At 56.3% G+C, this 18864-nt stretch carries 22 protein-coding genes and 1 tRNA gene; 11 read left to right on the forward strand and 12 right to left on the reverse strand.

What is annotated here, in order from left to right; translation table 11 throughout:
- The first annotated feature begins 790 nt into the window (after positions 1-790).
- Positions 791-1036, forward strand: coding sequence for a hypothetical protein (locus ACR0NA_RS05950; RefSeq protein WP_480726995.1), 246 nt, complete (start codon positions 791-793; stop codon positions 1034-1036).
- A 374-nt stretch (positions 1037-1410) separates the two neighbouring features.
- Here the strand turns inward: ACR0NA_RS05950 and ACR0NA_RS05955 are convergent.
- Positions 1411-1500: transfer RNA gene (locus ACR0NA_RS05955), tRNA-Ser, on the reverse strand.
- 199 nt (positions 1501-1699) lie between these two features.
- On the opposite strand from ACR0NA_RS05955, the gene ACR0NA_RS05960 reads away from it, so the two are divergent.
- The 8 genes from ACR0NA_RS05960 to ACR0NA_RS05995 all read left to right on the forward strand — a co-directional run bounded on the left by ACR0NA_RS05960 (position 1700) and on the right by ACR0NA_RS05995 (position 9180).
- Positions 1700-2857, forward strand: coding sequence for an SPOR domain-containing protein (locus ACR0NA_RS05960; RefSeq protein WP_480726997.1), 1158 nt, complete (start codon positions 1700-1702; stop codon positions 2855-2857).
- Positions 2858-2871: 14 nt separating this feature from the next.
- Entirely contained in the window at positions 2872-4038 is a 1167-nt protein-coding gene (locus ACR0NA_RS05965; protein ID WP_480448991.1) for a D-alanyl-D-alanine carboxypeptidase family protein, read from the forward strand.
- The gene (gene tmk / locus ACR0NA_RS05970; protein ID WP_480727000.1) at positions 4035-4661 is read left to right on the forward strand and encodes a dTMP kinase; all 627 of its coding nucleotides are present in this window, start codon (positions 4035-4037) and stop codon (positions 4659-4661) included. The genes ACR0NA_RS05965 and tmk overlap by 4 nt, the downstream gene beginning before the upstream one ends.
- 6 nt (positions 4662-4667) lie before the next feature.
- Positions 4668-5789 carry a DNA polymerase III subunit delta' gene (locus ACR0NA_RS05975; protein WP_480727002.1) on the forward strand — a complete coding sequence of 374 codons (1122 nt, stop codon included), beginning with the start codon at positions 4668-4670 and terminating at the stop codon, positions 5787-5789.
- Positions 5786-6601 carry a TatD family hydrolase gene (locus ACR0NA_RS05980; protein ID WP_480727004.1) on the forward strand — a complete coding sequence of 272 codons (816 nt, stop codon included), beginning with the start codon at positions 5786-5788 and terminating at the stop codon, positions 6599-6601. Before ACR0NA_RS05975 ends, ACR0NA_RS05980 begins: the two co-directional genes overlap by 4 nt.
- Entirely contained in the window at positions 6598-7398 is an 801-nt protein-coding gene (locus tag ACR0NA_RS05985; RefSeq protein ID WP_170650652.1) for an MBL fold metallo-hydrolase, read from the forward strand. The genes ACR0NA_RS05980 and ACR0NA_RS05985 overlap by 4 nt, the downstream gene beginning before the upstream one ends.
- 62 nt (positions 7399-7460) lie before the next feature.
- Positions 7461-8396, forward strand: coding sequence for an AEC family transporter (locus tag ACR0NA_RS05990; protein WP_480727007.1), 936 nt, complete (start codon positions 7461-7463; stop codon positions 8394-8396).
- A 76-nt stretch (positions 8397-8472) separates the two neighbouring features.
- Positions 8473-9180, forward strand: a complete 708-nt coding sequence (locus tag ACR0NA_RS05995; protein WP_480727010.1) for a CbiX/SirB N-terminal domain-containing protein — start codon at positions 8473-8475, stop codon at positions 9178-9180.
- An 83-nt stretch (positions 9181-9263) separates the two neighbouring features.
- On the opposite strand, the gene ACR0NA_RS06000 is transcribed toward ACR0NA_RS05995, so the two are convergent.
- From ACR0NA_RS06000 to ACR0NA_RS06025, 6 genes are all read right to left on the reverse strand, one after another.
- Positions 9264-10667 (reverse strand): peptidoglycan-binding domain-containing protein, encoded by a 1404-nt coding sequence (locus ACR0NA_RS06000; protein ID WP_480727012.1) that lies wholly within the window; start codon positions 10665-10667, stop codon positions 9264-9266.
- Positions 10668-10805: 138 nt separating this feature from the next.
- Complete coding sequence (locus tag ACR0NA_RS06005) at positions 10806-11873, reverse strand: diguanylate cyclase domain-containing protein (protein ID WP_480727015.1); 1068 nt, start codon at positions 11871-11873, stop codon at positions 10806-10808.
- The gene (locus ACR0NA_RS06010) at positions 11870-12457 is read right to left on the reverse strand and encodes a heme NO-binding domain-containing protein (RefSeq protein WP_480727017.1); all 588 of its coding nucleotides are present in this window, start codon (positions 12455-12457) and stop codon (positions 11870-11872) included. The genes ACR0NA_RS06005 and ACR0NA_RS06010 overlap by 4 nt, the downstream gene beginning before the upstream one ends.
- Before the next feature lie 142 nt (positions 12458-12599).
- Positions 12600-14159 carry a trimethylamine methyltransferase family protein gene (locus ACR0NA_RS06015; RefSeq protein ID WP_480727020.1) on the reverse strand — a complete coding sequence of 520 codons (1560 nt, stop codon included), beginning with the start codon at positions 14157-14159 and terminating at the stop codon, positions 12600-12602.
- A 117-nt stretch (positions 14160-14276) separates the two neighbouring features.
- Positions 14277-14969: an HAD family hydrolase gene (locus ACR0NA_RS06020; RefSeq protein WP_480727023.1), complete on the reverse strand. Its 693-nt coding sequence runs from the start codon at positions 14967-14969 to the stop codon at positions 14277-14279.
- A 21-nt stretch (positions 14970-14990) separates the two neighbouring features.
- Positions 14991-15275 carry a DUF3572 domain-containing protein gene (locus ACR0NA_RS06025; RefSeq protein WP_480727026.1) on the reverse strand — a complete coding sequence of 95 codons (285 nt, stop codon included), beginning with the start codon at positions 15273-15275 and terminating at the stop codon, positions 14991-14993.
- An 89-nt stretch (positions 15276-15364) separates the two neighbouring features.
- On the opposite strand from ACR0NA_RS06025, the gene ACR0NA_RS06030 reads away from it, so the two are divergent.
- Positions 15365-16276 (forward strand): response regulator, encoded by a 912-nt coding sequence (locus tag ACR0NA_RS06030; RefSeq protein WP_480727028.1) that lies wholly within the window; start codon positions 15365-15367, stop codon positions 16274-16276.
- Between the two features lie 39 nt (positions 16277-16315).
- Here the strand turns inward: ACR0NA_RS06030 and ACR0NA_RS06035 are convergent, their stop codons facing one another.
- From ACR0NA_RS06035 to ACR0NA_RS06055, 5 genes are all read right to left on the reverse strand, one after another.
- Positions 16316-16789 (reverse strand): periplasmic heavy metal sensor, encoded by a 474-nt coding sequence (locus ACR0NA_RS06035; RefSeq protein WP_480727029.1) that lies wholly within the window; start codon positions 16787-16789, stop codon positions 16316-16318.
- Positions 16786-17139 (reverse strand): hypothetical protein, encoded by a 354-nt coding sequence (locus ACR0NA_RS06040; RefSeq protein WP_480727031.1) that lies wholly within the window; start codon positions 17137-17139, stop codon positions 16786-16788. The genes ACR0NA_RS06035 and ACR0NA_RS06040 overlap by 4 nt, the downstream gene beginning before the upstream one ends.
- Positions 17132-17746 carry an RNA polymerase sigma factor gene (locus ACR0NA_RS06045; protein ID WP_480727033.1) on the reverse strand — a complete coding sequence of 205 codons (615 nt, stop codon included), beginning with the start codon at positions 17744-17746 and terminating at the stop codon, positions 17132-17134. Before ACR0NA_RS06045 ends, ACR0NA_RS06040 begins: the two co-directional genes overlap by 8 nt.
- A 6-nt stretch (positions 17747-17752) precedes the next feature.
- Complete coding sequence (locus tag ACR0NA_RS06050) at positions 17753-18220, reverse strand: EF-hand domain-containing protein (RefSeq protein ID WP_480727035.1); 468 nt, start codon at positions 18218-18220, stop codon at positions 17753-17755.
- A gap of 63 nt (positions 18221-18283) precedes the next feature.
- Positions 18284-18415 carry a hypothetical protein gene (locus ACR0NA_RS06055; protein ID WP_480727037.1) on the reverse strand — a complete coding sequence of 44 codons (132 nt, stop codon included), beginning with the start codon at positions 18413-18415 and terminating at the stop codon, positions 18284-18286.
- Positions 18416-18452: 37 nt separating this feature from the next.
- On the opposite strand from ACR0NA_RS06055, the gene ACR0NA_RS06060 reads away from it, so the two are divergent.
- Complete coding sequence (locus tag ACR0NA_RS06060; RefSeq protein WP_480727038.1) at positions 18453-18851, forward strand: DUF983 domain-containing protein; 399 nt, start codon at positions 18453-18455, stop codon at positions 18849-18851.
- The last annotated feature ends 13 nt before the right edge of the window (positions 18852-18864 follow it).

The following is an 18864-nucleotide window of genomic DNA, read 5'->3' on the forward strand; positions in this document are numbered from 1 at the left end:
CAATCTCTTCCGGCTTCGGTCGCTTGTTCGCCATGTGGTTCCTCCATTTTCTTAACCATAACGGCGGACCACTTCAGAGGGGGAGGATCAGGTGAAATTCTGGCTCTGTCGCAAACTTTGGCGTCGATCAGAACGATCACTTCCCGCCCTTGCTGTTTTTTGCTGCGGTAGCGATGCGCGCAAACCGGCCGCTCGTTGAGAAATTACGAATGGCGTCTCGGTCCGCCCATCTGCCATCTGGCGCCAGATTTTGAACGTCCGGAATGTGCGGTTTGCAACTTGTTGCACGAGCGAAGCCTCAAAGTGCGATGAAAGTCTGGTAAGGGCTCTAAGCGGACATCGGAGAGCTATGGTCAAAGGACTGGTTTGCGGTTGTGAGCGGCCATTGGGACCGCTCGCGGGGTAGATAGAAGTGACCACCATTGAAGCACTACTTGATGCGTCTTCAAGCTTTACTCCGAGTTCCTACCGTAGCCCGACCCTCTCGCGATTGCGCTCCCGGTGATCGATGTTGATCTGATGATTGCGCCCCAGCGCCCATGGAATCCAACGCCCTTTGACCAGTTCAGAAAATGGAAAAAGCTGTCGACCTGATCGTCGTTGCGTCCGCGTGGAAAGGACTGCAGTTCCCGTTTGAACGCTGCCAGCCAGGGCGCTCGGCATCGCCGCGAACCAACTGACCCCAGATCTTACAATCATCACGGCATCCTTCGATCTGCGCCGCCGCGGCGTCGAGGCCAAGGTCATCGACGGAAACACTGCGCCCCAACCCGATCCCCACCTCCAGTCTATGCTGATGCGCGCCCATGACACGGCCCGTGATCTGAAAGCCGGAGTTCAACTGATGGAGAATGCGCGGCGGGAAAATCTCCCCGGCGCCTTCATCCGCACCCGCGCTCAGTTCGCCTTTCTCTCACCGAAGATTCAGGCCGCGATTCTCGACGGCACCCAGCCCCCAGAACTAACACTCAAGCGTTTGGTCAGCGTTACCTACCCACTTGATTGGGTCAAACAGGAACGCCTGTTCGGTTTTTGACACCTCCAAATCCGACCTCCCTGATACCCGTTCGCACTCCCTGATCCGGCTGAACAATTCCCTGTTCGCACGAGAAAATTCCCTGTTCCACTTTCCAGGGAATTCCTGGCATAAGCCGCTGAAAAACATGCGGTTCTGACATGTGAAATTCCGGACTCTAGACCCGTTTCACGAAAATTCCCTGTAAACTTCTGGTTGTCAGGGAAATTCAACCCAAAGCGACCCCGCCAAAATGCAGCACTGAGACTGGGGCTTTAATCGTGCTCTGTGTGTACGGTCTGCTCCGTCTCTGACTGAAAGCGCATGCGCCAACCCTCGGAAATCGCGGCACAATTCCGGTTCAGAAAACACAACTGAAGTGAGACAGGTATGAGTGGCGGGGAGACAGGGATTCGAACCCTGGGGACGCTCTCACGCCCAACGGTTTTCAAGACCGCCGCATTCGACCACTCTGCCACCTCCCCGACGCAGGCAGGGTCTAAGGCCAAGTCTGTCCGGTGGCAAGCCTAAAGAGGGAAATCTTGCCGAGGAAAAAGCAGCGGGCTTTCCATAGTCAAACGCCCACGTTATGATCCGGTCAAAGACCGTACGAGGCTGGTTGCAGAACCTGCCGACCGACGGCTGGGCAGGAAAAATGGCCCGTATCAGGCAAGGGATGACAAAATGAAGCGAGCGACAGAGACACGCGTGGGGTCGTTCAGGCTGTCAGTTGTGGCAGTGGCAGTTCTTGCATTGGCAGGTTGTGAGGAAGGAGCAGGTTCCGCCTTCGGTACGTCCAAGGGAACAGAGCCCCCGGCATCTCAGCCTAATGCAAAAAAGTCAGCGGATCGTGATGTCGAGGCACCCGAAGTTTTCGAACTGACCGAGGCCGGTCTTTGGGATGGCCGCCCGTCTTTGGGCGGGATATGGGTTGCTCATCCGGATGTAACTGACCCCGAGCGGGTAACCATCCGGAACACCTCCAATGGCAAGTCCACTGTCGGGGCACTGTTCCGGCGCGAACGCGACTTGCCCGGCCCACGATTGCAGGTGTCTTCGGCCGCTGCAGAAAAGCTTGGAATGCTGGCGGGCGCACCTACCAGCATCCACGTTGTCGCGCTGCGTCGGGAAACCGTAGAAGAAACACCTGAACCGGTCAAGGAAACACCATCCACCGAGGAAGCAGCTGACACAGATACGGTCACTGAAGCTTCGGCCTCCGCTGTGTCGGACGAGCTGAATGCAGAAGACTCTGAAGTAGAAAAACCAGCCAAACGGAAGTGGTGGCAGAAGAAAGAGCCGGACAGTGCCGTTGTTGCGGGTACAGCTGCGGCTGCAACGGCAGCAGCCAACGCGGCAACTGCAGAGGCCGACGAACCTGCGAAGACGGTCATCGAAGCAGCGGATGCCTCCTTGGAACCGGCATCTGTGACAGAGCAACCGATAAAAAAGAAAAGGTGGTGGCAAAAAGAAACCAAGGGCGAGATAACCGAAACAAAGCTTGACCCCATTGCCGGTGCGGCAGCCGCGATCGAAGCTTCGGACCCTTCTGTTCAGCCCACTGAAACAGCGGCTAGTACATCTGCAAGCGCATCAAAAACGTCGTCTTTGTCCAAACCGTATGTTCAGGTCGGCACCTTCAACGTCGAGGCCAACGCAAACGCGGCTGCGGACAAGGTACGCAAAGCAGGCCTACCGGCCGAGGTCCTTCCACTGTCCAACGATGACAAAACAATCTGGCGCGTGCTTGCTGGCCCGGCTCAGAACCGGGCGGAGCGCAACGAGATTCGTGCCAAAATGGCAGAAATCGGGTTTGCCGACGCCTATGTTGTGAAGAACTAAGAAGGAGGTCTCCAATGTTGTCCTCGCTGCGAAAAACTGCTCTGGCCGCCGGCTTTGCGCTTCTCGCGCTTCCCGTTCAGGCCTTCGACACATCGGCCCGGGCTGCTTATGTTCTGGATCAGACAACCGGTACGGTTTTACTGTCAAAGGATGCGGACCAACCCCTACCGCCGGCGTCGATGTCCAAGTTGATGACGTTGTACGTGGCCTTCGAAGCACTGCGCGACGGGCGCCTGACACTGGATGAAAAGCTGCCGGTTTCCGAACACGCGATGAGTTATGGCGGCTCGACCATGTTCCTGAACACTCAGGACCGGGTTCGTGTCGAGGATTTGCTACGCGGCATTATTGTTTTGTCCGGCAATGACGCATGTGTCGTGATCGCCGAAGCGCTGAGCCCCGATGGCACCGAAGCCGGCTTTGCCCGATACATGACGCAACGCGCACAGCAGATGGGGATGAACAACTCCAACTTCGCGAATTCCAATGGCTGGCCTGCCGCCGGACATATGATGTCCGTTCACGATCTGGCCATACTGGCGGACCACCTGATTGCCGATTTTCCCGAATACTATCCGCTCTTTGCCGAAGAGGAGTTCGCATTTGATGGCCGCGCACCGTCTAATGCCCGCAACCGGAACCCGTTGCTAAAGCTGGATATCGGCGCGGATGGGCTAAAAACCGGCCACACCAACGAAGCCGGATATGGGCTGGTCGGATCGGCCAAGCAAGGCGACCGCAGGGTCATCTTTGTTTTGTCAGGATTGGACAGCACCGCCCGCCGCGCAGAGGAGGCTGAGGCCGTGGTTAACTGGTCGTTTCGAAATTTTGTCGAGAAGACCGTCGCAACCGAAGAAACCCCAATTGCCCAAGCGGAAATCTGGATGGGTGCCCAACAATCGGTAGGCTTGGTTCCGGAACAGGATCTGAACCTTTTGTTTCCGGTCCTTGGCGCCAAGGACATTGAAGCCGAGGTGGTCTATCAGGGTCCGATTAACGCCCCGGTAACCAGGGGTCAGCAGCTGGCGGAACTGGTAATCAAACCTGAAGGATTGCCTGAAATCCGTCGTCCGCTGGTTGCGGCTGAAGATGTCGCACTTGGTGGATTTGTCGTAAGAATGATGACTGTTGCGGGTATTGTGCTGAAAGACGTAATCAACCGCCCGCTGGAGGCCATGTGACTAAGCCCGGACTGTTTCTGACGTTCGAAGGCATCGACGGTTCAGGAAAATCAACACAGGCGCGGCGTTTGGCCGATCATTTGCAATCCCTCGGTCGAGACGTGATTCTGACCCGAGAACCCGGAGGCTCTCCGGGTGCCGAGGAAATACGGCGGCTTGTGCTCGAAGGCGATCCTGACCGCTGGTCCGCCGAGACCGAGCTGCTGCTGTTCACCGCGGCCCGCCGCGACCATCTGGAACGGACAATCGAACCTGCATTGGCTGAGGGAAAAGTGGTGATCTGTGATCGGTTTGCCGACAGCACCCGCATGTATCAGGGGCTTTCACGCGGAGATTTGCGAGGGGTGGTCGATCAGTTGCATTCCCTGATTATCGGGCGGGAGCCGGATTTGACGCTGCTCATCGATATGGACCCGGATACCGGCCTTTCGCGTGCGAAGGGGCGACAGGGGGCCGAAGAACGGTTCGAGGATTTCGGCCCGGACCTGCAACGTCAGATGCGCGCCGGTTTCCTGTCGCTAGCCCAGGAGTTTTCGGATCGGTTCAGGGTCGTCGACGGCAACCGTGACATGGACAGCGTTGCCGCTGATGTGACAGATATCGTGATGCAGGAATTGCGATAAACGCGGATGAGTGACGAAACCCCAACCCCGGATCAGGCGCCCGGCGCGCCCCACCCACGTGAAACTCCCAGGTTGTTCGGTCAGGACGCCGCAGAACAGGCATTTCTGGCCGCGTACAATTCGAACCGTTTGCATCACGGATGGCTTTTGACCGGTCCGCGCGGTGTGGGAAAGGCCACACTGGCATGGCGCATTGCCGGTTTTTTGCTGGCGACACCTCCCGCCGAAGAAGATGGGTTATTCGGTTCGCCCCCACCGCCCACGTCACTTGATATCGCCTCTGACCATCCTGTCCTGAGCCGGATGTTGGCTGGCGCGGAACCCGGTCTGGCTGCTATTACCCGCTCACTCAATGATCAGGGAAAGCTACGGAATGAAATCGTCGTGGACGATATCCGTAAACTCGGGCGGTTTTTCGGCTTATCCTCTGCGGATGGCGGCCGACGGGTCGTCATAGTCGACGCCGCAGACGAGATGAATGTCAGTGCCGCCAATGCCCTACTAAAAATGCTTGAGGAACCTCCGGCACGAACAACGCTTTTGCTGGTATCGCATCAACCCTCACGGCTTTTGCCGACCATCAGGTCGCGCTGCCGAACCTTGCGGTTGTCGCCTTTGAGTACTGACGACATGCAGGCCGCTCTGGCGCAAACGGGTACGCCAACTCCTGAAAATACCGATCATCTGAATGCGCTCGCTGCGGGGTCGGTCGGCGATGCGATCCGATTGCTCAATCTGGGCGGGTTGGAAATTTATACCGAGCTTGTCGCCATTCTGGGCTCCCTGCCCCGTCTTGATCGCCAGCGCGCACTGGCATTGGCCGAGGCATCGGCGCAGCGTGGCGCTGCGGACCGCTTCGAACTTTTGCTGACCCTGATTGATGTGGCCTTGTCCCGACTGGCCGTGACGGGTGCCGTGGGAACCCCACCACAGCCCGAGGCCGCCGAAAACGAAGCTGAAACGCTGGCCCGCCTCTCAGCTTCGCCCCAACAAGCCCGCCAATGGGCCGAGGTGGCCGCCCTGATCACAGCGCGTGTGCGCCATGGGCAGGCGGTGAACCTTGACCCTGCGGCGCTGGTCCTAGATACGATGTTCAAGTTACAGGAAACCGCCGGTCAGAGCAGATGAGCGACAGCACAACAACTCCGGAAATCACCGATAGCCATTGCCATCTGGATTTTCCGGATTTCGAGGGCCAGTTGGACGATATCGTCACCCACGCCGCCAATGCAGGCGTGACGCGCATGGTGACGATTTGCACCCGCTTGCGCAACGAACCAACGGTTCGCGCCATCGCCGAAACCCATGAGCCGGTTTTCTACGCCGCCGGAACCCACCCGATGAGCGCGGCTGATGAACCCATGGCAACCGTCGATGAACTGGTTGCACTGGCCCGCCATCCGAAATTCGTGGGGATCGGAGAAACCGGGCTGGATTATCACTACACCAGCGACAGCGCAGAAACGCAAAAGCAGTCGCTGCGTATTCACATAGAAGCCGCCCAACGTACGGGCCTGCCGTTGATCATCCACTCCAGAGCGGCCGATGACGATATGGCCCGCATTCTGGCAGACGAATATCGCAACGCGCCGTACTCCTGCGTGATGCACTGTTTCTCGTCCTCGGCTGAATTGGCCAAAGCCGCTTTGGATCTTGGTTTCTACTTGTCAATGTCAGGCATCGCGGCCTTCCCCAAAAGCCAGGAACTGCGCGATATCTTTGCAGCCGCACCGATTGATCGCATTCTGGTCGAAACCGACGCGCCGTATCTGGCGCCACCACCCTTTCGCGGCAAACGAAACGAACCGGCTTATACGGCGCATACAGCACGCAAGGGGGCCGAGGTGTTTGATATGGAATATGCTGAGTTTGCAGCCCGCACTCAGGCCAATTTCGACCGGCTTTTCAATAAGGCCGCAACCTACAAGGTCGCCGCATGACCGGAGAGTTGCGTTGCACCATACTCGGCTGCGGATCGTCGGGCGGTGTGCCGCGACTGGGCGGGCATTGGGGGGATTGCGATCCCGAGAATCCTAGAAATACCCGCCGCCGCTGCTCGATGCTGGTCGAGCGCGATGGCCCGGATGGGACGACAACAGTTCTGATCGATACCACGCCCGACATGCGCAGCCAGTTGCTTGATGCAGATACCGGGCGTCTAGATGGCGTGGTTTATACTCATTCCCATGCAGACCACGTTCACGGTATCGACGACCTGCGTATGATCGTATTCAACATGCGCGCGCGTATTCCGGTCTGGGCAGATGGGGACACGCAAAACGCACTGCTAAGCCGGTTTGGCTATGCGTTTATCCAGCCGGAAGGGTCACCGTATCCACCGATCCTTGACCTAAAGACGATTGATGGTCCGTTCGAAGTGGATGGCCCCGGCGGCCCCATTCCGTTCCGGCCTTTCAAGGTCAATCACGGGTCGATTGATTCATTGGGCTTCAGGATGAATAACTTGGTGTACCTACCTGATGTTGCAGAACTTTATGACGCCTCCTGGGCAGAACTTAGGGATCTCGACTGCCTGATAATCGATGCTTTGCGCCGCTCGCCACATCCCACACATGCCCATCTTGAAAAAACACTGGGCTGGATCGACGAATTGCAACCGAAACGCGCCGTTCTGACGAACATGCATATCGATCTCGATTATGTCACGGTCGACGCGGAAACCCCGGATCATATTACGCCTGCCTATGACGGCATGGTGATCCGACATGGGCTGTAGGGCCTGACTCTGCTGCGGCAACTTCAGATACCCCCTCCCGTCAAATTTGACCGGGTGGCACCATGATACAAAGCCTGATCGACGTCATTTTGCCTGTCTTTCTTGTGATCGGTGCAGGCTATGGTGCAACCCGAACGGGGTATTTCAAAGAAGTCCACGTTGATGGGTTGATGAAGTTCACTCAGGGCTTCGCCATTCCCTGCCTTCTGTTTCGTGCCATCGCAAATCTCGATCTCAGCACCAGCTTTGATCCACGCCTTCTGGCCAGCTTTTACACCGCAGCCGCCTTATGCTTCCTTGCGGGGATGGCCGGGGCGCGGTTGATTTTTCGGCGGGATTGGGAAGACTGCGTTGCAATCGGGTTCTGTTGCCTGTTTTCAAATTCAGTCCTGTTGGGACTTCCCATTACCGAGCGCGCCTACGGCCCCGACAACCTGACCGGCAATTATGCAATCATCGCCTTTCACTCGCCCTTTTGTTACGGCGTTGGCATCACGGTAATGGAGGTTATTCGGAATCGTGGCCACGGCGGCCGTCGCATGGTCCGATCTGTCCTGACCGCGATGTTCAAAAACGCACTGATCATCGGCATCGGTCTGGGATTCGTTGTAAATCTGTCAGGCATGTCCCTGCCTGTTGTAGTAGATGACGCGCTTGGGCTGATAACACGGGCGGCGCTACCCGGTGCGCTTTTCGCTCTTGGCGGTGTGCTTGTGCAATACCGGCCCGAAGGTGACCTTCGCACAATCGCATATGTGTGCGGCGTATCACTCTTGTTGCACCCATGCCTTGTCTGGATCTTTGGCAAAACCGCCGGTCTGCCACAGGATCTTTTCCGCTCCGGGGTACTGAACGCCGCCATGGCACCCGGCTTTAACGCCTACATTTTTGCCAATATCTATGGACGGGCCAAACGGGTGGCCGCGTCGTCGGTTCTAATAGGAACCGGGGTTTCAATCCTTTCAGTTTGGATGTGGCTTGCTGTCCTCGGACCGTAGATAGCCCTGTTCCAATCATTTATTGACATTGCCAACCCTTGCGACATCGTTCGACATACCCAACCCGGAGTCCAAAATGCCCCACGCGGTGATAGTTGCCCATGGCCAACCGTCTGATCCTGAAACGGCCGAAATCGCGCTGTCCGAATTCGCCAGAAAAGTGGACGCAGCTGCCGGGGATGTGTCTGTTCATTCCGCTACTCTAGCGGCACCGGGACGGCTGGAAGAGGTGCTGACCTCGCTGCCCAGTGATACGGTGATATATCCACTTTTTATGGCCAAAGGCTGGTTTGTGACCGGTGCGTTGCCCAAGCGCCTCGGAGAGCGTCCGTTGCGAGTTCTTGATCCCCTGGGAATTGACCCGGCGCTGCCTGAACTTGTTGCGCAAACACTTCGCGAGGAATTGGATAGGTTGCACTGGGACTCAGTTGAAACGACCCTTGTCATTGCGGCACATGGTTCTGGCCGAAGCAAGAATCCTTCGTCAGTCACCCGAGAGTTTGCAGCGGCGCTGAGCCACTATCTGGAGTTCAAGTCCGCTCGAATAGGGTTCGTAGAAGAAGCACCATCCATTTCCGAAGCCGCCCAAGATACCGGACCCAAAACACTCTGCCTACCATTCTTTGCCTGCGCTGGTGGCCACGTCTCCGAAGATGTCCCGGATGAGCTGCAACGTGCAGATTTTTCAGGGGTTGTTTTGCCGACGCTCAGCGAGCTACCCCAAATCCCAAAACACATTGCGATGCAGCTAAGTCGTCACTTTGGTTGCTCCGAGCACTCCTGACAAACCAATCATACAATGGATCAAGGCCGCCTTTCGACGGCCTTGATCATTAACCCAACAGTTCGTCTTCGGATGCCGATAAATCAGTCCCCGGTCGAGGTTTGAAATACCGGAATGCTCGACGTTGACGCGCTGCCACCCGGCCCGGATGCAGCCTTGAGAACCGCAATGCGTTCCGGCGTTTGCCCCGGAATTGCATTTCCGCTTTCCGCCGCGTTCAGCGCCAGTTGCATCCATTCCGATGCCTCAGCACCGGTTGCCTTGGTTGCGCCGATACCTTCGCGCAATTGATGGCTGACCAGTTCACCATATCCCTGCTCGCCCGCGGCGGTCAGCAATGCAGCCGAAGCCATCGCCATTTCTCCGTTATCGGTACGATAGCCAACACCCAGGCAAATCTCGCCACCCGATATCAACTGGTTCATCGGCTGACCGGATTGCTGCAGGAAAGTCGAAGTTGCGGCGATCACGCTATCCGCTGCTTCCGTAGAAATACCCTGAATGTAAGGGGATACCGCCTTGGTCAGTTGCTCGCACTGTTGTTCGATCTGCGGTGCTGTCATGTTGGGCACACCTTCCTCCAGGCGGTTTGCCTCTGCAATTGACTGGATGCGCGCCTGACAGAACTGCTGATTCAGTGCCAGTTCAGGATTACTTTTGGCCAGTGCCTCGGGTGTTTCGGTATTCGATGCGGTCAGGATACTCGTATCATTGCATAGTTTCACAGCCGACGTTCCTGTCGGAGCAAACGCGAATGCGGGCAATTGGCCGCCAGTATCAGCACGTGCGGCAGTGGTCTGAACGCTGCCTTGATCTCCACCCACTTGTGGCAGGGCCGCAAGCTGACCCTGAGGCTGCGTCGAAGCAGGTGCAGTAGCCAGCGGTGTAGTTCCCCCTAATTGCGGTACTGTGGCCGACTGACCTTGCGGCTGTGCGTAGGCTAGCTGGCCTTGCGAATGCGCCGCCTGCGGTGTCTGAGGCGTCACGATCCCCAACTGTTCGTTCCTATAAGTCCGCAACAGCCCGGCCTGGCCCTGACTGGCGAGGATTTGATTGTATGGCGGTACATGTGCGCTGGCCAAAGCGCGCTGATAGGAATTCACCAGAAACGCCCGCTCGTTGTCGTTCAGGTAACCGTCGGCCGGGTATCCCATATCGGCCTGAAAGCGGGAAATGGCTGCGCGGCTATTTCTGCCAAGCACACCATCGACGCCTCCGACGTTGTAGCTAAAATAATTCAGTGCCGTCTGTACTTCGCGGTTCTGCTGGCGCTGTGCCGATGAAATGCCGGAAGAGTAGCTTTTTGACGTGGATTGCCGCGTAGCTTGTTGCTTTCGCTGCTTGTTCTTGTGGACCTCATTCACGACCAGCCCACCAAGCAATGCGCCCCCGATGAATGCTGCAGCCTCGTCGGCTTGTGTTTCTTCGGCGGGAATAGCGCAAAGACTTGCGGCGATGACGGTAGTACACAGGTATTTTGCGAACATGATGAAACCTCACTTTATCCGGGTCAGGCAATGCCCTGGCCTAAAATATCCGAATGGACTCAATACACATCAATTCTGCCATATTTCGTGGGGCCCTGGCGAATCTATTCTTATGCTTTGGCCCTTCAATCTCGCAATTCACCCAGTCGTGTCTGGTGAATTCCGGCATATATCCGCAGAGTGTTCACACTCCCCCGAAGTCAGTACGCCCTCGAAATTCGGAGAAGCATGAACCGTATCGAAGAACCTATGGCAGGCCCTGCCAGTCCTTTTGGCTTCGTACAACGCCAGATCAGCCGCATTCAATATTTCGTCTGCATCTGTTCTGGAGAACTGCGTGGAAAGCGCTGTTCCTATGCTGGCGGAAATCCGGCAATCATGCCCTTCGAATGGGATCGGCCTTTGCAGCCGGTCTATGAGACGCCCGGCAATCCCTTCCAGTATTTGCCTGTCTGTGAGATTCTTGAATATAAGAACAAACTCGTCTCCCCCGACCCGGGCGGCCGTATCGTCATTCCGAATCTCTTCGACCATTGCGCGTGCTACCTGCCGCAGCACGTGATCGCCTGCAGCATGCCCCAATCGGTCGTTCACCGACTTAAAAAAATCCAGATCAAGGTGCATGAGCGCAAAAGGCGTCTGTGAGGCTGACAGATGATCAAGTATCTGGTCGGCTGCACGACGGTTCTTGAGGCCGGTCAATGTATCTGTAAAAGCCTGCTCTTCGGCGGCTAGCATGGCCCCCTGCAAGCGCTTGTTCAGAGTACGAGACGCTTCCATCGCTGCGGATTTTGCCTCGACTAGATAAAGAAGCTCGATTGCCAGATCAGTGCCTGAAAAATCGGCGCTGGTAAGTTCATAATCCCGAACCGCATCAAGGATCGATATCCCGAACGACATATTGACGACGGCGCCTGATCCGTTTGGAATGGCCTCTATCACTCCTTTCAACGTTGTTCTTGGCTGATCCCGAAACCGCAGCTTAAGCTTGGTACCCGAAGAGGTCAAAAGCGCCTGAGCCGTCTTTACATCCCTCGGACGAAGTATTTCGAACAACTCAAGAAAATTTCGCCCAGGCATTGGCTGCGCCGGGCGCAGCTTTTGCAACGTTGGGCCTACGTTCTGAATTTCTCCACGTTCATCGAGCACCACGAACATTGGACAAAGTGTCGTCAGCAACCGTCCAAGATCGTCGATCCCAATCATGTTGCCCGAGCCCCCAAATCAAAGTGGCGCCCCTTGGCAAAGGTACTTTCTACCAGGGTTATCAAGATAACGTCCGCCCCATCCAGACCGCTATCATGAGACAAAATAACCAGAGCGCCGTAGTCATCAGCCATTGCACGCAAAACGCCAACCATCACGCTGGAAAATCCGGGCAAACCTGGGTGACACGTCAGCTTGAATTCCGCCGAGCCCAGTTCCGAAAGCTCCAGTGGCGGCAGTTTCAGGTCCGAAACGGCCAGTTGAGCGCGATCAGCCAAGTCATCAAGGGAATGTAGAAACTCGATGTAGGTGAGGCCGCCGAACCTCAGGAGACGACGCAAACCTTCGGTACTTGGGTGAGAAACAAGGAAAGTACCTAGATCTTCAAGAACTTCCTCGCGGCTTCGCCTCAACTCGGCACACAGTGCATCCAGCACCCCGAAGGACACGTCATGGTCATAAACCAACATAGCTTCGAACTCGGCAAAGCCGATTTCCGCAGCCTCGGTCACACGCAGCCATCGAGCCCTACCGTGTGTCGAACAGACAAAGGATTGAATTGCCTTGTTGATCAGCCCATGCATGGTTGGTTCCCGATTGCCACCATGCAAATGTTCATCCGGAAAAGCTTAACAAATTCCGAAAATCATCTCTGAGCAGGTCAATTTTCGAATTCCGGACGCCGGAATTTAACCCGACCGCCAAGGTAGCGGTCGGGACAAAGGATCAGAAGTCCGTCGGCGCGCCACCCTCGGATTTTCTGCGGGCAACAAAGTCGGCCAGTTCCTCACGAATAGCGTCGTCTATGGGCGGCGCTTCAAAGTTTCCAATGATCTCCTTGAACATGTGATGGGCTCGTTCAGCGGTCCAGATTCCTCCCGCAACCTCCCAGCCTTCATAGTTTTTCCAGTCACTCAGGAAAGGCTGATAGAAAGCCGTAGTATAGCGGTCCTGAGTATGCTGAATGCCAAAGAAATGTCCGTCGTTGCCGACAGCCTTGATCGCATCGAGCGCGATTTCATCGGGTCCGGTAGCCGTGATTTCAGGCTGCATATACCTTTGAATCTGCTGAAGGATTTCGCAATCCATGATGAATTTCTCAGGGCTGGCAATCAGCCCGCCTTCAAGCCAGCCGGCGGCGTGATAGACCATGTTTGTACCGGATTGCACAGCGGCCCACAGAGAGTTCGATGTCTCCCACATTGCCTGCCCGTCTGGTACGTTCGCGGCGCAAACTCCTGAGGAACGCATTGGCAGACCGTAAAACCGGGCCATCTGACCGGTCATCTGGGTTGAGCGCATATATTCCGGCGTACCGAAGGCTGGTGCGCCGGACTTCATGTCGACATTGGACGTGAATGTCCCGATGACACAGGGAATTCCGGGCCGGACGTACTGAAACAGTGCAATTGCGCACAAAGCTTCAGCCAGCGATTGTGCAACCGCGCCTGCCATCGTCACAGGGGCCATGGCACCAGCCAAAGTGAACGGTGTCACCACAATGGCCTGACCGCGCCGCGCAAGCCGCAAACACCCGTCAATCATCGGGTGGTCGTGCTTCAGCGGGGATGTCGAGTTGATGTTGGAATACATCCTCGGCGAAGCCTCGAACTCTTCATGAGTCAGGCCACCGGCAATGCGAACCATCTCCATCACATCCTCGACCCGCTCTTTTCCAAGGCAATAGGCATGCATCGCTTTGTCGGTCAGGGTCAGCTTGTCATACAGCACATCCAGATGGCGGATGCTGGCATGGATATCCACCGGCTCAACCGGATAGCCGCCGGCGAAATGAATACAGTTGAAGTATTGTGTCAGCTTCAAAAGGTTGGCGCATTGCTCGCGAGTGCCGGGTACCTTTTTTCCAATCTCCATGTCCCAATAGTTTGGCGGAGAGGAAACATTGCCAAACAGCATCGTCTTGCCGCCGATTTCGATCGTACGCTCGGGATTGCGGGGGGTGATCGTAAAGCTGCTGGGGGCCTTTCCAATCATTTCCATCACAAAGTCACGGCCCATACGCACGTTGTCGCCGTTGATGGTGCACCCCGCCTCGCGCAGAATACCGATCGCTTCCTCATTGTAGAATTCGATACCGATCTCTTCGAGGATGTGCATCGCTCCTTCGTGGATCGCTTCGATGCCCTCCGGACCCAGCGGCTCAACCGGCCTGTCAATGTTGACCGGCGGGTTCCAAGGCATCTGATCGATAACGGCCGCTCCCCTTCGGGAAGCGGCGCCAGCCCGACCACCGCTGCGGCGCTTGCGTGTCATATTGTCGGCCATGAGGTCCTCTTGTGTTTGCTTAACACAAGGAAGGACCAAAGCAGGTGCTTGTGGCCGCTCTGTCTGCGACAGCTTTTGTCGCTTTCCGCAGATGAAGTGCCGAAATTCCTGTTTAGGTCAGGCTGCCGTCAACCAGTCAGGAATGTGCCCAATATCCGGCAAGACGACATCAGCCAGCGGCGCAAGATCGTTTTCAACGGCAAGTCCCGTCAGTACGCCAACCGTTGTCATCCCGGCAGCTCGCCCGGCCTGCAGGTCATGACGGCTATCCCCGACCATCGCGATGCGCTCGGGTTCAACACCTACATGTGCAGCAAATGCCAGTAACTGACCCGGTCCGGGCTTCGCACCGTGGCCGCTGTCATATCCGGCAATAAAGTCGAAATATTCTTGTATTCCTACCGAACTCAGATGCGCCATGGCAGGCGCTTGCGCATCATTTGTTGCCACCCCTAGTTTTCTGCCTGAGGCTCTGAGGGCGGCCAGCAGGGGTGCCAGAGGAACGGCTGGTACCTGTGGGGCCAATGCCGCTTCGTCGTTGATCATGTCGACCAGACCGGCATGTGTCATGCCGGGGACGTGGGGCAGCAAAACGTGGGCAATCTCATCGACCGGCGCAGCAATCACCACGCTGTCACTTGCGTATTCTCCGCGCGCCAGATCAAAACCGATTCTGGTTCCCAGCCATGCTGCCTGCGCTTCATCCCCGCTTGCTGCTCGCAGCAGAAAGGAACGTCCAAACGCACTCCAGGTGGCTGAAAAGTCAAACAAAGTGCCATCTTTGTCGAATAAAATGGCTTCGATAGGCATCCCGTATCTCCGGTTTTCGTGTCAGGTCCAGTGCATATCCGACGCGCCGGACATGACTGCATGTGCCTGTGCCGGAAGTTCATAGGGCACAGAATTGGCGTCACAAAAGGCCACAACCCAGGAATCGTCAAGCATCAAGAATCCCAATACCGACGCGAGAAATTCAGATTCGTTGACACGTGCCCGCAATTCCGCTTCGGAAACGCCGGTTGAGCCCAGAAATACGGGCAGCAACTCATCATTGCTCACCACCCAACCGAGGATTCTCAGCGCCAGAGTTTCGGCGGCATCAGCGGAAATCGACATAAGCGGGCCCCGTAGCGTATTTTGGAAAGGGTTTGTTAACCAGAGTCATAAACACTTCGGCAATGCTTGCAAACCACGGCGCAAATTCAATGTCCGAACAGCAAACGATCCTTATCCTGGACGGGATCACGACTAACCGTATCATGCTGAAGGTGCAGCTAACTGCAGCTTGGTATAGGGTCGTTCAGGGCGAACGGATCGAAGGGTTGGGGGCGTTGCTGCGGCGGGCACCGCCTGACCTGATCCTGTCGGCGCTGAATCTGCCCGACGGGACAGCCGCAGATGTCAAAAACCTGATCCGCTCAAACGAAATGCTGGCTGACGTACCTATCGTTGCCCTATCACCTCACGGCGACAAGGACACGCGGTTACGGGCCTTGTCAGCCGGACTGGACGACATTCTTGTTCAGCCCTGCAGTGATAAACTCTTGCTAGCACGTGTCCGCAGCCTTCTGCGTTCCCGTGCGGATACCAAGGACTTGCGCGAAACAGGGCATCCGCGATCAATCGGATTTGCGGAATCTGCTGGCGGTCTGATTTCTCCCGAAATCACTTCCAAAATTGTCGTTATTACACAAGGGGTTGAATCCGGACATAAATGGGTGAGCAAGCTGAAGCATGGCACCCGGCATACGCTAATTCATCACTCCGCACAGGATTTTCTTGCTAACCTGCCCTCACCCACCCCTGACGCAGCTGTTATCGAATTGGGAACGGACCGTGCAGGGTTGAAAGTGTTGGCTGACCTTCGGTCTCACAGCACAACCCGTCACTCTGTGTTAATTGCGGTGTCAACCGAGGCAAACATTGAATTGGCCGCCGCAGCGTTGGATCGCGGCGCGGATGCAATCATGCAGGGACCGTTCTGCGAACAAGAGCTTTCCTTGAGACTGAATGCGCAACTCAGGAAGAAGTCAATGAACGACAATTTGCGTGCATCATTGCGCCGGGGGATTGTAAATCTCCCCGGACCTGCCTGCACAACCGACACTATTGGTTAAGGAAACGGGGAGGCTTCTGAGATCCACTGCCTGAGCACCTTAATCCCGTTTCTTCCCATGGCGGTGACCTCGCGCCATGATCTCTTCCAGACGATCCGCGTAAGCTGACCTTTCCTCGTCTGACATTTCGGTCACACGCACCAGCCAAATTTGGTTCAGCGCCTGATGAACATCTGCCCGCTCTTGCGCCTTGCTTTCAATGAGAACCTGTACTTCTTCGGCATCGAATGGCACGGAACGTAATGCCTGACTCAAAGCCTTCAAATCCTGAGACCGCCCGCGCTTGCCATGCTTGTGGCGATCCGCCAGTTCCGATCTGAACGCTTTCCGGTCCTGGTCCGGCAGCGCGCGGTACAATGCAGGCCCAAACCCTTGCGAGAACCGGACACCTCCACCATCCCGGAACCGAAGCGCAGTTCCGGCGATGACTCCCACCACCAGCAAATTGCAAGCCAGCGAAACCGCTAGCATCACCGGCATCCACCTGAACTTCTTTTTTCTTTCTTCACTCATTGCACATCCTCCGAATAAACCTCATCCAGAGTGATATCCGCGATCACAAAGACGGTGTTCTGCGGCATCCACAGATTTGCGGGATCGGGTAAGAAACCCGGCGCCGCAAAACCGATCCAGACACCGGCCGCACTGGCCGCTACCAACCCGCCAAGTCCCTGCCAACCACCGATGGCGTCAAGTATGCGCCGCCTTAGCCGCTGCGCTGGCGCTGATTTGGGCTTCAAACGCTCCAGCCGAACGGCTTCGGCATCAGTCATCATGCGAATGGCCAGATCGTCCGGCAGGTGGTTCCGGTTTTGCCGTGCAGCTGCAAACAGGCGATCCAGTTCGGTGTCGTTCTCAGCCATTGTCATACCCCAGTTCTTCTCGGCGATCTGCAAGAATGCCGGTCAGAGCACGCTTGCCACGTGCCGTTAGACTTTCCACTGCCTCCACGGAAACATCCATGATTCCGGCTATTTCCGGATTTGACAGTTCTTCGATGTGGCGCAAAATCACCGCCTGTCTTTGCCGATCCGGCAGTTGGGCCAACGCCTCCTCCAGCGCACCCATTCGTGCCGCTTCCTGCATTCGTTCGGCGGCGCTTGCGGTGGCGTCTTGCGGCTCTGGAACGTTATCCAATGACTCTGGTCGCTTCCTTCGCCGGATATCGACGCACAAATTCAGCGTGACCCGGTATAGCCAGGTGGAAATCCTGGCCTGTCCCGGCCGCCAGTCCGGCGCCACCCTCCAAAGACGCATCATCGCCTCTTGCGCCACATCCTCGGCTTCGGCACGGTTTCCCAGCATACGCAATGCCACAGAATAAGTGCGTGGCCCAAGACGATCCGTTAGCAAACGCGCTGCTGTACCATCTCCATTCGCGAATTGCTCCAGCAACTCGTCATCACCGGGTTCACTCGCGGCGGCGCTGCCGCCACGAGTTGTATCCGCTACGGAGATCAGATCCTCCATCCCGCATCAGTTCTTGTCAGCACCACCCTGGCCATGCTTCTTGCGATGTTTGCCCATTCTTTCGCGTGCATCTGCATATTCCTGTTCCGATATGGTACCATTTCCGTCTGCATCAACACGATCAAACATCTTGTCAGCACGGCGCGGTTTCGGCATTTCATCTTCGCTCAGAAATCCGTCTTTGTTGGCGTCCCGACGTTCGAACATCTTTGCGACGCGGTCATTTACCTTTTTCTGCGCGGCCGCCTGCATTTCCTCGACACTCAGTTTACCGTCACCATCGGTATCCGCATCAGAAAACCTGCTGGCGCGATGCGCCTCCAGTTCTGCCTTTGTCACTTCGCCATTCCCGTCGGCGTCCAGTTCTTCGAAGGATGCCGGCGCCCCGCCTCGCGGTCCCATTGCCAATGCGCTGGTGCCGGTTAAGGCAACTGCGGAAAGAACGATTGCCGAAATAAAGCTCGAGTGTTTCATGGCGATTTCCCCAAATTGCGGCGACCCTGTGCCGCCGTTCCTACCTGTTCAAACGCTGCACAGTCAGAATTCCGTCGCCGTCTGGAATACTTTTTTTGCCAAAACCGGATTTATTGAAACTGACTTTGAAACCTCTATTTTCGCGGCATCACGACGCAACACCCCTGCAAGCTCATTCCCATCGCCGGCAAACATGTGCAATATCGCCCCATTCCAACGCGCGAGTATCACTATGACAGATCACTCAATCGACGCACCGGCAACGGACGAGCGCCCCACATGGCCGGCCATAGTCAAAGGATTTCGTTGCAGGTGCCCGAACTGTGGCAAGGGAAAGCTGCTGCACAGCTACCTGAAGGTAAATGACGGGTGCGTACATTGTGGGCAGGAATTGTTCCACCATCGCGCGGATGATGGGCCAGCATATCTGACAATCCTGATCGTTGGCCACCTTATGGCCCCTGCTCTGCACGTATCATACGTTCACTGGCGACCCGAGCCGCTGACGTTGTTTTTGATCTTTGCTCTTGGTTGCCTGGCGCTCTCCCTCTACCTTCTACCGAGGCTGAAGGGGGTTGTCGTCGCTTATCAATGGGCGCGCCGCATGCACGGGTTCGGAAAATCCGACTAACCCCTTTCAACAG

The organism is Ruegeria sp. C11, assembly GCF_056537725.1.